Origin of the sequence: Lysobacter sp. TAB13, assembly GCF_052113885.1 — a bacterium.
Taxonomy (GTDB): Bacteria; Pseudomonadota; Gammaproteobacteria; order Xanthomonadales; family Xanthomonadaceae; genus Lysobacter; species Lysobacter gummosus.
In genome coordinates this window covers 72,982-85,753 of record NZ_JBFRDR010000019.1, presented here as the reverse complement: position 1 = coordinate 85,753, position 12,772 = coordinate 72,982, and the positions used below count along the sequence as shown (strand labels likewise).

At 67.6% G+C, this 12,772-nt stretch carries 12 protein-coding genes; 10 read left to right on the top strand and 2 right to left on the bottom strand.

The window, feature by feature from the left end; all coding sequences use genetic code 11:
• Window positions 1–212: 212 nt before the first annotated feature.
• Window positions 213–3,377, bottom strand: coding sequence for a bifunctional proline dehydrogenase/L-glutamate gamma-semialdehyde dehydrogenase PutA (gene putA / locus AB4Y92_RS19685; protein ID WP_441821215.1), 3,165 nt, complete (start codon window positions 3,375–3,377; stop codon window positions 213–215).
• Between the two features lie 230 nt (window positions 3,378–3,607).
• Between putA and AB4Y92_RS19680 the strand changes: the two genes are divergently transcribed.
• The 6 genes from AB4Y92_RS19680 (at window position 3,608) to AB4Y92_RS19655 (ending at window position 8,387) form a co-directional block, all read left to right on the top strand.
• Window positions 3,608–3,862, top strand: a complete 255-nt coding sequence (locus tag AB4Y92_RS19680) for a hypothetical protein (RefSeq protein ID WP_441821198.1) — start codon at window positions 3,608–3,610, stop codon at window positions 3,860–3,862.
• A 137-nt stretch (window positions 3,863–3,999) separates the two neighbouring features.
• Window positions 4,000–4,977 carry a cytochrome c oxidase subunit II gene (gene coxB, locus AB4Y92_RS19675; RefSeq protein ID WP_441821197.1) on the top strand — a complete coding sequence of 326 codons (978 nt, stop codon included), beginning with the start codon at window positions 4,000–4,002 and terminating at the stop codon, window positions 4,975–4,977.
• 27 nt (window positions 4,978–5,004) lie between these two features.
• Window positions 5,005–6,621, top strand: coding sequence for a cytochrome c oxidase subunit I (ctaD, locus tag AB4Y92_RS19670; protein WP_441821196.1), 1,617 nt, complete (start codon window positions 5,005–5,007; stop codon window positions 6,619–6,621).
• Between the two features lie 64 nt (window positions 6,622–6,685).
• Window positions 6,686–6,826, top strand: coding sequence for a hypothetical protein (locus tag AB4Y92_RS19665; protein WP_441821195.1), 141 nt, complete (start codon window positions 6,686–6,688; stop codon window positions 6,824–6,826).
• On the top strand, window positions 6,823–7,473 hold the full coding sequence (locus tag AB4Y92_RS19660) for a cytochrome c oxidase assembly protein (RefSeq protein WP_441821194.1): 651 nt from the start codon (window positions 6,823–6,825) through the stop codon (window positions 7,471–7,473). Before AB4Y92_RS19665 ends, AB4Y92_RS19660 begins: the two co-directional genes overlap by 4 nt.
• 35 nt (window positions 7,474–7,508) lie before the next feature.
• Window positions 7,509–8,387 (top strand): cytochrome c oxidase subunit 3, encoded by an 879-nt coding sequence (locus AB4Y92_RS19655; protein WP_441821193.1) that lies wholly within the window; start codon window positions 7,509–7,511, stop codon window positions 8,385–8,387.
• Between the two features lie 418 nt (window positions 8,388–8,805).
• On the opposite strand, the gene AB4Y92_RS19650 is transcribed toward AB4Y92_RS19655, so the two are convergent.
• The gene (locus AB4Y92_RS19650; RefSeq protein ID WP_057941396.1) at window positions 8,806–9,033 is read right to left on the bottom strand and encodes a twin transmembrane helix small protein; all 228 of its coding nucleotides are present in this window, start codon (window positions 9,031–9,033) and stop codon (window positions 8,806–8,808) included.
• Between the two features lie 87 nt (window positions 9,034–9,120).
• Between AB4Y92_RS19650 and AB4Y92_RS19645 the strand changes: the two genes are divergently transcribed.
• From AB4Y92_RS19645 to AB4Y92_RS19630, 4 genes are all read left to right on the top strand, one after another.
• Window positions 9,121–9,861: an SURF1 family protein gene (locus AB4Y92_RS19645; RefSeq protein WP_441821192.1), complete on the top strand. Its 741-nt coding sequence runs from the start codon at window positions 9,121–9,123 to the stop codon at window positions 9,859–9,861.
• Between the two features lie 230 nt (window positions 9,862–10,091).
• Window positions 10,092–10,580, top strand: a complete 489-nt coding sequence (locus tag AB4Y92_RS19640; RefSeq protein WP_386794030.1) for a hypothetical protein — start codon at window positions 10,092–10,094, stop codon at window positions 10,578–10,580.
• A gap of 79 nt (window positions 10,581–10,659) precedes the next feature.
• A complete protein-coding gene (locus AB4Y92_RS19635; RefSeq protein ID WP_441821214.1) occupies window positions 10,660–11,808 on the top strand; it encodes a COX15/CtaA family protein in 1,149 nt (382 codons plus the stop codon).
• Window positions 11,808–12,740: a heme o synthase gene (locus AB4Y92_RS19630; protein ID WP_441821191.1), complete on the top strand. Its 933-nt coding sequence runs from the start codon at window positions 11,808–11,810 to the stop codon at window positions 12,738–12,740. Before AB4Y92_RS19635 ends, AB4Y92_RS19630 begins: the two co-directional genes overlap by 1 nt.
• Window positions 12,741–12,772: the final 32 nt, after the last annotated feature.

The window sequence follows — 12,772 nt, the reverse complement described above, 5'->3', positions numbered from 1 at the left end:
CGGTAATCGGAGAGCAGCCCCCTGACTGCACTTGCAGCGCAGTGTTCCGCGCCGCGCCGCGTCGGGAAAGCCGGGACGGACCCTAGCTAGGGTCATCCCTGATAGGCCCGCAAACGAAAACGGCGCCGCCCGAAGGCCGCGCCGTTTCGATGTGTCGCACAAGCGGTGCCGCAACCGCGCGACGGGAGCGATACCCCCGCCGCGCGCGCCGATCAATCGCCCAGGGTCAGCAGCGAGGCGTTGCCGCCGGCCGCGGTGGTGTTGACGGTGATGGTCTTCTCGGTGGTGAAGCGCGGCAGGTAGTGCGGGCCGCCGGCCTTGGGGCCGGTGCCGGACAGGTTCTGGCCGCCGAAGGGTTGCACGCCGACGACCGCGCCGATCTGGTTGCGGTTGACGTAGCAGTTGCCGACCTTCACCCGCGTGCTGATGCGGTCGATGGTCTCGTCGATGCGCGAGTGGATGCCCAGGGTCAGGCCGTAACCGGTGGCGTTGATCGAATCGATCACCGCGTCGAGCTGATCGGCCTTCCAGCGGATCACATGCAGCACCGGGCCGAACACTTCCTTATGCAGTTGATCCAGCGACTTGAGCGCATACGCGCGCGGCGCGAAGAAACTGCCGTGGGCGCTGCCGGCATCGACCGGCACTTCGGCGATCTTGCTCGCTTCGGTGTCCATGCGCGCGGCGTGATCGACCAGCATCTTCAGCGCGTCTTCGTCGATCACCGGGCCGACGTCGGTGGACAACAGGCCCGGATCGCCGACCTTCAGCTCGGCCATGGCGCCGGCGAGCATGGTGGTGACCTTGTCGGCGATGTCTTCCTGCACGAACAGCACGCGCGCGGCCGAGCAGCGCTGGCCGGCCGAGGTGAAGGCCGAACCGATCGCGTCCTTGACCAGTTGCTCCGGCAGCGAGGACGAGTCGGCGATCAGCGCGTTCTGGCCGCCGGTCTCGGCGATCAGCACGCCGATCGCGGCGTCGCGCGCGGCCAGCGAACGGTTGATCGCGCGCGCGGTGTCGGTGGAACCGGTGAAGGCCACGCCGGCCACGCGCGGGTCTTTCGTCAGCGCCGCGCCGACGGTGGCGCCGTCGCCGGGCAGGAACTGCAGCACCGCTTCGGGCACGCCGGCTTCGTGCAGCAGCTTGACCGCGTAGTAGCCGATCAGATTGGTCTGTTCGGCCGGCTTGGCGATGACGCTGTTGCCGGCGGCGAGCGCGGCGGAGATCTGCCCGGCGAAGATCGCCAGCGGGAAGTTCCACGGGCTGATGCAGACGAACACGCCGCGCCCGGACAGGTGCAGGGTGTTGGATTCGCCGGTCGGGCCGGGCAGGGCTTCGGGCGCGAACAGCTTGCGTGCCTGGGCCGCGTAGTAGCGCAGGAAATCGACCGCTTCGCGCACTTCGGCGACGCCGTCGGGGATGGTCTTGCCGGCTTCCTTGGTGCATAGCGCGATGTATTGCGGCATGCGCTCTTCCAGCAGAGTCGCGGCGTGTTCGAGGATGGTGGCGCGGCTGGCGGCCGGCATCGTGTCCCACGACTCCTGCGCGGCGACCGCGTTCTTCAGCGCCAGCTCGACCGTGGCACTGTCGGCGGCCTTCCATTGGCCGACGATTTCGCGGCGGTCGGCGGGGTTGGTCACGGCGATGTCGGGACCGGTCGCGCTCGCGCCCGGTACCAGCGGCGTGGCGCGCCAGTCGGCGGTCGCGGCGGCGTTGACTTGCTCGGCGAGGGTCTGCAGTTGCTGATCGTTGGCGAGATTGACGCCCATGGAATTGGTCCTGTCGAAGCCGAAGCTGCGGTAGAGATCGGCCGGAAGCGGAATGCGCGGATGCGGGATGCTGTCGAAGGCGGACACGGTCTGGACCGGATCCTGGATCAGGTCGTCGATCGCGATGGCTTCGTCGGTGATGCGGTTGACGAAGCTGGAGTTGGCGCCGTTTTCCAGCAGGCGGCGCACCAGGTAAGGCAGCAGGTCCTCGTGCGAACCCACCGGCGCGTACACGCGGCAGGGCGCGTTCAAACGGTCGGCCGGGATCACTTCGGCGTACAGGTCGTCGCCCATGCCGTGCAGCTTCTGGAATTCGAAGTGCTGCTCGCGGCCCATGGCCTTGGCGCGGCGGTGGATGGTGGCGATGGTCTGCGCGTTGTGGGTGGCGAACATCGGGTAGATGGCGTCGCTGGCTTCGAGCATGCGCCGCGCGTTCGCGAGGTAGGACACATCGGTGTTCGGCTTGCGCGTGAACACCGGATAGCCGGCCTGGCCATCGACCTGGGCGCGCTTGACCTCGCTGTCCCAGTACGCGCCCTTGACCAGGCGCACCGGGATGCGGCGGCCGGTCTTGCGGGCGAGCTCGGCGATGAAGTCGATCGCTTCCGGCGCGCGCTTTTGATAGGCCTGGATCGCCAGGCCGTAGCCTTCCCAGCCGTCCAGCGACTTGTCGCTGTACGCCGCGGCGATCACGTCCAGCGACATCTCCAGGCGGTCGGCTTCTTCCGCGTCGATGGTGAAACCGATGCCGTAGCCCTTGGCCAGCTGCGCCAGTTCCAGCACGCGCGGGATGAGTTCGGCGAACACGCGCTCGCGCTTGGCGTGCTCGTAGCGCGGATGCAGCGCGGAGAGCTTGACCGAGATCGACGGCGTGGCGAACACGTCGGCGTTCTTGTAGTTGCCGCTCTTGCCGATCGCATGGATCGCGTCGCGATACGCCTGCAGATAACGCAGCGCGTCCTTGGTGGTCAGCGCGCCTTCGCCGAGCATGTCGAAGGAATAACGGTAATTGGCGTTGTCGCCCTTCTTCGAACGCGACAGCGCCTCGCCGATGGTGCGGCCCATGACGAACTGGTGGCCCATGATCCGCATCGCCTGGCGCACGGCCAGACGGATCACCGGCTCGCCGACGCGGCCGACCAGGCGCTTGAAGGCGTTGTGGACGTCGCGCTTGGTGTCGTCGGCCAGATCGACCAGCTTGCCGGTCAGCATCAGGCCCCAGGTCGAGGCGTTGACCAGCACCGAGTCCGACTGGCCCAGATGCCGCTTCCAGTCGGCTTCTCCGAGCTTGTCGCGGATCAGCTTGTCGGCGGTGTCCTGATCCGGAATGCGCAGCAGGGCCTCGGCCACGCACATCAGCAGCACGCCTTCGTCGCTGCCCAGGTCGTACTGGCGCATGAAGGCTTCGATCGCGCCCTGATCCTGGGCGCGGGCGCGCACGCGCTTGACCAGATCGGCCGCGGTGGCCTGGGCGGCGTCGCGGTCGGCGTCGGGCAGGCGCGCGAGTTCGAGCAGATAGCGCACGTGCTCGGCTTCGTCGCGCACCCAGCCGCGGGTGAGCGCGGCGCGCGCGCCCTCGGGCGCGGGCGGCAGTTCGGGGCTGATCATCGCGTGCGGCGGCGGGGTGCCAGGGCGCGGCGGCGGGCCGTCGCTGGCGACGGCGGAGGAGGCGTTGGTGGACATCGGACCCGGGACAGGGGTGGGAAGTCCGCCATTTTAGAGCTTTATCTCGGGCGCCATCTGCTCTTTTTCGGCCGGCTGCGGGGCGGCCGCGCCGTGCGCGGGAGTAGGGTGGCGGCACGCCGGCCGGCGCAAGGGCGGCCCGGAACCGGCGGCGGATGCGCGAACCGACCGGCTCGGCAAGGTCGCATCGGCGCGCCAAGACTGCGCCGATCGCCACCGGAACTTGCACCGGTCACGTTTGCGACGCGCGCTCCGCCATGCTGTACAACGGACGTCGATCGGGCGAAAACCGCGTCGTTTCTGCCGCCGGGCGCTTCCGCTCCGGCAAGCTCGACGCAAGTGGCGGGTTGCCGCAGGACGGGGCGGCCGCTACCATTTCTCGGTTATCCGTAGCGCCGATGCTGGCGTGATGGGCCCGGTCAGGGCTCGCCAGCCACCTCTAGCCCCCCGCATGTCCCTCGCCCTGGTCGGCGCGGCCAGTGCCGGGAGCTGAGGCAGCCCGCGGAGCGCGTTAGATCACCACACTGATTTTTCGGGGCTCGAACTGATGAAAGCCGGTCGTTTCAAGCAGTGGGCAGCAGGCATCGCCTCGATGGCGCTGCCAGTCATTGCGTTCGCTCAGGCTGCGGACCCTAAGCCGTGGCAGCTGAATATGGGCAAAGGTGTCACCGCCCAATCGATGAACGCCTACTCGGCTCACCAGCTCGCGCTGTGGATCTGCGTGGTGATCGGCATCCTGGTCTTCGGCGCGATGGCCGTGGCCATGTTCAAGTTCCGCAAGTCCAAGGGCGCGGTGCCCGACAAGGACTTCACCCACAGCACCAAGCTGGAGATCGTCTGGACGGTCGTGCCGGTGGTGCTGCTGGTGCTGATGGCGTTCCCCGCCACCAGCAAGCTCATCAAGATGTACGACACCCGCGACTCGGCCATGACCGTCAAGGTCACCGGCTACCAGTGGATGTGGAAGTACGACTATCTGGGCGAGGGCGTGGCCTTCACCAGCCGCCTGGACCGCAAGAGCGACCAGCTGCGCCAGAGCGGCAAGCACGTCACCCAGGCCGACCACGAGCACTACCTGCTCGACGTGGACAACGTCCTGGTCCTGCCGACCGACACCAAGATCCGCTTCGTCATCACCGCCGACGACGTGATCCACGCCTGGTGGGTGCCGGCCCTGGGCTGGAAACAGGATGCGATCCCGGGCATCGTCAACGAGGCCTGGACCGACATCAAGGAACCGGGCATCTACCGCGGCCAGTGCGCCGAGCTGTGCGGCAAGGACCACGGCTTCATGCCGATCGTCGTGCGCGCGGTGCCCAAGGCCGAATACCAGCAGTGGCTGGCCGAGCAGAAGGCCAAGAACGCGCCGCCGGCGCCCGCTGCTGCACCTGCCGCGCCGGCGACCCCGGTTGCTGCGCCTGCCGCCGCTCCGACCGGAGCCGCCGCGGCGACTCCGGCCGCTGCGAGCACCCCGAATTCCGACGCCCCGGTCGCCGCCCCGAAGGGCGCCGCGACCGCGGGTTGATCGTCAAGCATTAATCAGAGGTAGGCCATGGCAGCCACGCATCCCGTCGCCGATCACCACGATGATCACGCCCACAAACAGGGCTTCATCGAGCGTTGGTTCTTCTCGACCAACCACAAGGACATCGGCACGCTCTACCTGATCTTCAGCTTCGTGATGTTCATCATCGGCGCTGGCATGTCGGTGGTGATCCGCGCCGAGCTGGCCGAACCGGGCCTGCAGTTCGTGAAGCCCGAGTTCTTCAACCAGATGACCACCATGCACGCGCTGGTGATGATCTTCGGCGGCGTGATGCCGGCCTTCGTCGGCCTGGCCAACTGGATGATCCCGCTGCAGATCGGCGCGCCGGACATGGCGCTGCCGCGCATGAACAACTGGTCGTTCTGGATCCTGCCGTTCGCCTTCACCCTGCTGCTGATGACCCTGTTCCTGGACGGCGGCGCGCCGGCCGGCGGCTGGACACTGTATCCGCCGCTGTCGCTGCAGGGCGGCAACAACGTCGCCTTCGCCATCTTCGCCATCCACATGATGGGCATCAGCTCGATCATGGGCGCGATCAACGTCATCGCCACCATCCTCAACATGCGCGCCCCGGGCGTGGACCTGTTGAAGATGCCGATCTTCTGCTGGACCTGGCTGATCACCGCCTTCCTGCTGATCGCGGTGATGCCGGTGCTGGCCGGCGCGGTGACGATGCTGCTGACCGACAAGTTCTTCGCCACCTCGTTCTTCAACGCGGCCGGCGGCGGCGACCCGGTGATGTTCCAGCACATCTTCTGGTTCTTCGGGCATCCGGAGGTCTACATCATGATCCTGCCGGCGTTCGGCGTGGTGTCGGAGATCATCCCGACCTTCAGCCGCAAGCCGCTGTTCGGTTATCAGGCGATGGTCTACGCGACCGCGTCGATCGCCTTCCTGTCGTTCATCGTGTGGGCGCACCACATGTTCACCGTCGGCATGCCGCTCGGTGGCGAGATCTACTTCATGTTCGCCACCATGCTGATCGCGGTGCCGACCGGCGTGAAGGTGTTCAACTGGGTCACCACCATGTGGCGCGGCTCGATCTCGTTCGAGGCGCCGATGCTGTGGGCGATCTCGTTCGTGATCCTGTTCACCATCGGCGGTTTCTCCGGCCTGATGCTCGCCATCGTGCCGGCCGACTTCCAGTACCACGACACCTACTTCGTGGTCGCGCACTTCCACTACGTGCTGGTGACCGGCGCGCTGTTCTCGATCATCGCCGCGGTCTACTACTGGTGGCCGAAGTGGACCGGCCGCATGTACAACGAGACGGCGGCCAAGATCCACTTCTGGTGGACGATGATCTTCGTCAACCTGCTGTTCTTCCCGCAGCACTTCCTGGGCCTGGCCGGCATGCCGCGCCGCATCCCGGACTACAACGTGGTGTTCGCGGACTGGAACCTGGTCAGCTCGATCGGTGCGTTCGGCATGTTCCTGACGCCGTTCATGATGCTGGGCATCCTGCTGCACTCGAAGCTCGCCGGCGCCAAGGCCGAGCCGCGTTCGTGGGAAGCCGCGCGCGGCCTGGAGTGGACGTTGCCGAGCCCGGCGCCGCACCACACCTTCGGCACGCCGCCGGTCATCCGCGACGGCGATCTGGCCCACGGCGACATCACTCACTGATCCAGGCGCGGCGGCATGCGCGGCGGTCGGTGACGATCGCGGCGCGGCCCCGGAGACGGAGACCATGAACCAGCCCAGCGACCAGCACGATCTCGCCCAACGCCGTTCGGCCGCGCGCCGCACCGCGCTGTGGTTCGGGCTGGCCGCGGTGGCGGTGTACGTGTTGTTCATCGTCGCCGGCGTGGTCGGCGGGATGGGCAAGTGAACACGTCCGGCCCGCAGCACGACGACGCCTCGCGCGAGCTCGCCCAGCGCGACCTCGATCAGGCGCGCAAGCAGGCCAGTCCGAAGATGACCAAGATCATGGTCTTCGTCGCGCTGGGCGCTTTCGGTTTCACCTTCGCGCTGGTGCCGATGTACCGCATCGCCTGCGAGAAGGTGTTCGGCATCCGCCTGGAACGCGGCGTGGCCGAAGCCGATCGCGGCGGGCACGCGGTGTCCGATCGCATGGTCACGGTGCAGTTCGACGGCAGCGTCAATTCCAAGCTGCCCTGGGACTTCAAGCCCAACCAGCTCAGCATGAAGGTGCGTCCGGGCGAGCAGTACGAGACCACCTACCACGCCCGCAACGCCACCGACCGCGCCATCGTCGGCAGCGCCTCGCCCTCGGTGGCGCCGGCGCGCGCGTCGGGCTATTTCAACAAGACCGAATGCTTCTGCTTCACCGCCCAGACCCTGCAGGCCGGCGAAGTGCGCGAGATGCCGGTGCGTTTCATCGTCGATCCGAACCTTCCGGCCGACGTGGAAACCATCACCTTGTCCTACACTTTCTTCAAGAACGACGTGCTCACCGCACGGCTGCAGCAAGGCGCGGTCTCCAAGACGCCGTCCTCGCCGCTGGCCGCGCCGTGAGCTGGCTCAGCACCACTTAATTACGGAACGCCGCCATGGCCCACGCTCACACGCCAGACGCCAACATCTATTACGTCCCGCATAGCAGCCGCTGGCCGTTCCTCGGTTCGATCGGTCTGTTCACGACCATGATCGGCGTCGCCAGCTGGCTCAACGAAGTCAGCTGGGGCAAGCCCACCTTCTTCGTCGGCATCGCGTTCCTGATCGGCGTGCTGTTCGGCTGGTTCGGCGATGTGATTCGCGAATCGGTGCGCGGCCACTACAACAAGCAGGTGGACGTGTCCTTCCGCATGGGCATGGTCTGGTTCATCTTCTCGGAAGTGATGTTCTTCGCGGCGTTCTTCGGCGCGCTGTTCTACGCCCGCCAGTTCGCGCTGCCGTGGCTCGGCGGCGACGGCGACGGCGTGATGACCAACGCCCTGCTGTGGCCGGATTTCAGCGCGGCCTGGCCGAGCAGCGGCCCGGCCGGCGTCGGCGGCAGCTACCAGACCATCCCGGCCTGGGGCCTGCCGCTGCTCAACACCCTGATCCTGCTGACCTCCGGCTCGACGGTCACCGCCGCGCACCACGCGCTCAAGGGCGGTCACCGCAAGGCGCTGCTGTTCTGGCTGGGCATCACCGTGTTGCTGGGCTGCACCTTCCTGTTCTTCCAGGCGGAGGAGTACATCCACGCCTACACCGAGCTGAACCTGACCCTGGGTTCGGGCATCTACGGTTCGACCTTCTTCATGCTCACCGGCTTCCATGGTCTGCACGTGACCCTGGGTACGCTGATGCTGGCGATCATCTGGTTCCGTTGCCTGAAGGGCCATTTCGACAAGGACAACCATTTCGCGTTCGAAGCGGTGGCCTGGTACTGGCACTTCGTGGACGTGGTCTGGCTGGGCCTGTTCCTGTTCGTGTACGTGCTGTAAGCGCGGCGACAGGATCGGCAAAGCAGAACGAGGGCCGGCGCTGCCGGCCTTTCGTTTTTAAGGCGGGTGGTTGGGTGGCGGCGGCGCAGACGCTTGGTCTGGGCCGAGGTTGTAGAGAGCGCTTTAGGCTTGCGCGTATGGGTTTGCGCGTAGCCACAAGGTCATTCGCGTAACTACAAGGACGTCATTCCCGCGAAAGCGGGAATCTAGGGCCTTTCGTGCGAGAACGCTTGAAGTCGCTGGATTCCCGCCTTCGCGGGAATGACGGTCTTGTAAGAGGCGTCGTCGTTGCAGGTCGTCGGCTTCGGGGCGCGTAAGCTGTTACTCGGACGCATTACCGGCGTCGGCTACCGCCACTCGTAGTCCGCAGTCCGCGCCACATCCACGCCATCAGCCAGCCAACCCCGGCCAGCCGGCGTCAATGCGGATTGGACCCCACGCCATGCGGTGTGATCCAGCCCATGTAGATCGCCAGGATCACGAGCAGAATCAACGCGACTGACAGGACGATACGGCGGGTCAGGGCATTGACGGTGCGTTTGCTCTGGCCCTTGTCCACCAGCATGTAATACAGCCCGGCACCCAGGTTCCACAGAATGACGATCAGGAAGGCGACAACCAGCAAGATCTTCAGCGATTCGTTCATCGCGGCCTCCTCGGGTGCGCGCAGCGGGCGCGCGGATGCGATGCGCGGATTATCGCAGTTCGCCCGCGCTTGCGGCGGCCACGCGCCGTGAGCCGCCGCGGCGGACGCTGGTTCGGCTGGGCGCTGGCGCTGGCGGTGATCGCGCTGTTCGTGCACCTGGGCCTGTGGCAGGCGCGGCGCGCGGTCGAGAAGCAGGGCATGCTGGATGCCGCCGCGGCGGTGATGAGCGAACGCATCGCCCGCCCGCTGTCGATCGCCGCCGACGCCAAGCGCGCGCACGCCTACGACTGGGCCTCGGGCCTGGGCCGGTTCGATCCGCGCGGCGCGCTGCTGCTGGACAACCAGCAGCGCGGCGGTCGCGCCGGCGTGCGCGCCTATCGCATCTTCCTGCCCAACCAGGGTGCGCCGCTGCTGGTCGATCTGGGCTGGCTGCCGCTGGCCGGCGACCGCAAGCTGCCGGCGATCGCCCGCCCCGACGGCGAACTCGCGCTCAGCGGCCTGCTGACCGCGCCGCCGTCCACCGGCATCGCCCTGGGCGCCGGCATCGGCCGCGAAGGCGAGGGCTGGCTGCTGACCCGGGTCGATACCGCTGTGATCGCGCGCGAAACTGGCCTGAGCGCGCCGCTGGCGCCGCGGGTGCTGCGGCTGGACCCGGCGCTCAAGCTCGGCTATGAGCGCGATCTGGAATTGCTGGCCAATACCCTGCCGCCGCAGCAACATCGCGGATATTCGCTGCAGTGGTTCGCGCTCGCCGCCGCGGTGCTGGTCACCGCCCTGATCCTCACCTTCCGCCGCAAGCGGCCCCGCAACGAGTCAGACCGCCCATGACCGATCCCGATACTTCCAACTCCGGTGCCGGCGCTTCGGGCCCTGGTGGCGCTCCTCGCGAGTCCGGCGCCGCTTCCCGGAAGTCCGGCGGCGCTCTTCGGAATTCCGACGCTGCTCCTCGGGAGCCTGGCGCCGCTTCTGCGGGTTCTGCGTTGGACTCCGAGTCTAATCGGCAGCGCAACCGTAATCGTTTGGTGTTGGTCCTGATCGCAGCGTTCTTCTTCGTGCCGATGCTGATCGCCGGAATCATGCGCTTCACCGATCACCATCCGGCGGTGACCCGCCAGCACGGCGAGCTGCTCGATCCCAAGCCCGACCTGCGCGCGCTGCAACTGCGCGGAGCCGATGGCGCGCCGTATGCTTGGAACCCGCAGGCGCGGGTCTGGCGCATTCTGGTCGCGCCGCAGCCCGGCTGCGCCCGCCTGTGCGTCCGATTGTCGCGGCAGCTGGACACGGTCTGGCAGCTGTTCGGCAAGGACGCGGACCATGTCGAGGTGCTGTGGCTGGGCGAACCGCCGGCCGGCGCGGCGCGTCCGGCCTCGCTGCGCGTGCTGGAGCGCTCGCCCGAACTGCTCGCCCGCCTGCCGCGGGTGGACGACCCGGCCGGGCTGCCGGTGTATGTGATCGACCCGAACGGCTTCGTGATTCTGCGCTACCCTCCCGGCTTCGATCCGGGCGGCCTGCGCGCGGACCTCGCCAAGCTGCTGAAACTGATGTGATCGGCGGGCCGGCGCGGCGGCGCCGTCGCCGGATCGCAGGCATCGAGCAGGAAAGAGTTTTCGAATGAGCGTAACCAGCATGACCGGCCTGAACGCCTCGGGCCTGTACAAGAATTTCCACCGCATCGCGTGGCTGGCCGTCGCGCTGGCGCTGTGCGTGATCGTGTTCGGCGCCTTCGTGCGCCTGTCCAACGCCGGCCTGAGCTGTCCGGACTGGCCGACCTGCTACGGCCGCGCGGCGTGGCCGACCACCGCGCACGAGATCACCGACCATGCCGCCACCGCGATCCGTCCGGTGGAAGTGCACAAGGCCTGGCGCGAACAATTCCATCGCATGATCGCCGGCTTGCTGGGCGTGCTGGTGCTGACCCTGGCGCTGGTGTCGGCGCGCCGGCGCGGCAAGGGCATGGCGCAGATCGCCGCGGCCGCGCTGGTGGTGGCGATCGCGATCCCGCTGTACATGAAGGGCCAGCACGTCGCCGCCTCGGCCTTGGCGATCCTCGGCGAAGGCATCCTGCTGGCCGCCGCCGCGCGCTGGAGCAATACCGATCTGTCGCGGGTGTCCGCGCTGACCCTGGCGGTGATCATCTTCCAGGCCCTGCTGGGCATGTGGACGGTGACCTGGCTGCTCAAGCCGATCGTGGTGATGGGCCATCTGCTCGGCGGCCTACTGACGTTCTCACTGCTGGTGTGGACCGCTTGGCGCGCCACCGACCAGCCGATCCGGCTCGCCGAAGCAGCCAGCGTGCGCCGCCTGATCATGTTCGGCATCGCCGTGCTCGGCGTGCAGATCGCGCTCGGCGGCTGGACCAGCGCCAACTACGCCGCGCTGGCCTGCGGCAACGATTTCCCGACCTGCGTCGGCCAGTGGTGGCCGCGTCACGACTTCGGCGAAGCCTTCGTGCTCTGGCGCGGCATCGGCGTGGACTACGAAGGCGGCATTCTCGACGGCGAGGCGCGCATCGCGATCCAGCTCGCCCATCGCGTCATGGCCGGCGTGGTTTTCGTCTATCTGCTGGGCCTGACGGTCAAGCTGCTGCGCACGCCGGGCATGCGCGGCTGGGCCACGCTGCTGGGTGCGCTGACCTTGTTGCAAGTGGGCCTGGGCATCGCCAACGTCAAGCTGAGCCTGCCGCTGGCGGTCGCCGTCGCGCATAACGGCGGCGCCGCGCTGCTGCTGTTCGCGCTGGTGTCCCTGCTCGCGCGCCTGCGCACACCGGAGCCGTGATGAACGCACCCAGCCGTCCCACCGCCAGACAGTACTGGGCGCTGACCAAGCCGCGCGTGGTCGCGCTGATCGTGTTCACCGCGATCGTCGGCATGTTCATGGCCGTGCCGGGCTGGCCGCCGGCGCGCGAGGCGATCCTGGGTTTCCTCGGCATCTGGCTGGCCGCCTCTTCGGCGGCGGCGATCAACCAGCTGCTGGATTCGCGCATCGACGCGAAGATGGCGCGCACCTCGTGGCGGCCGATCGTCGCCGGCCAAGTCACGCCGACGCAGGCGCTGGTGTTCGCGCTGATCCTGGCCGCGGCCTCGATGCTGATCCTGGTGCTGTGGGTCAACATCGTCACCGCGGTGCTGACTTTCGCTTCGCTGATCGGCTACGCGGTGATCTACACCGTCTTCCTCAAGCGCGCCACGCCGCAGAACATCGTCATCGGCGGCGTCGCCGGCGCCGCGCCGCCGCTGCTGGGCTGGGCCGCGGTCACCGGCATGCAGGGCGAATGGGACTGGGCGCATGCGCTGCTGCTGGTGCTGATCATCTTCGTGTGGACGCCGCCGCATTTCTGGGCGCTGGCGATCTTCCGCCGCGCCGACTACGCCCGCGCGATGGTGCCGATGCTGCCGGTCACCCACGGCGTGCAATACACGCGCTGGCAGATCCTGTTCTACACCGTGCTGCTGGTCGCGGTGACCGTGCTGCCGTGGGCGGTGGGCATGAGCGGCCTGTTCTACCTGGGCGGCGCGCTGGTGCTGGGCGCGGTGTTCCTCTACTACGCCTGGAAGCTGATGGACCCGCCGGATGAACTCTATGCGATGCGGGTTTTCAACTACTCGATCGTCTACTTGATGGCGTTGTTCGCTTTTCTGATGATCGACCACTGGCTGCTGTCTGCGCTGCAGCCGGCGGCGGCGTTCGAACTGCTGCCGATGCGTTGATCGCCCGCGCCGCAACGGCGCCGGGCACCGTC

Excerpts from the sequence above, each read along its gene's own strand:
- putA (WP_441821215.1), bottom strand. The coding sequence starts at position 3,377 with ATGATCAGCCCCGAACTGCCGCCCGCGCCCGAGGGCGCGCGCGCCGCG.
- AB4Y92_RS19680 (WP_441821198.1), top strand. The coding sequence starts at position 3,608 with ATGCGCGAACCGACCGGCTCGGCAAGGTCGCATCGGCGCGCCAAGACT.
- coxB (WP_441821197.1), top strand. The coding sequence starts at position 4,000 with ATGAAAGCCGGTCGTTTCAAGCAGTGGGCAGCAGGCATCGCCTCGATG.
- ctaD (WP_441821196.1), top strand. The coding sequence starts at position 5,005 with ATGGCAGCCACGCATCCCGTCGCCGATCACCACGATGATCACGCCCAC.
- AB4Y92_RS19665 (WP_441821195.1), top strand. The coding sequence starts at position 6,686 with ATGAACCAGCCCAGCGACCAGCACGATCTCGCCCAACGCCGTTCGGCC.
- AB4Y92_RS19655 (WP_441821193.1), top strand. The coding sequence starts at position 7,509 with ATGGCCCACGCTCACACGCCAGACGCCAACATCTATTACGTCCCGCAT.
- AB4Y92_RS19650 (WP_057941396.1), bottom strand. The coding sequence starts at position 9,033 with ATGAACGAATCGCTGAAGATCTTGCTGGTTGTCGCCTTCCTGATCGTC.
- AB4Y92_RS19640 (WP_386794030.1), top strand. The coding sequence starts at position 10,092 with ATGCTGATCGCCGGAATCATGCGCTTCACCGATCACCATCCGGCGGTG.
- AB4Y92_RS19635 (WP_441821214.1), top strand. The coding sequence starts at position 10,660 with ATGACCGGCCTGAACGCCTCGGGCCTGTACAAGAATTTCCACCGCATC.
- AB4Y92_RS19630 (WP_441821191.1), top strand. The coding sequence starts at position 11,808 with ATGAACGCACCCAGCCGTCCCACCGCCAGACAGTACTGGGCGCTGACC.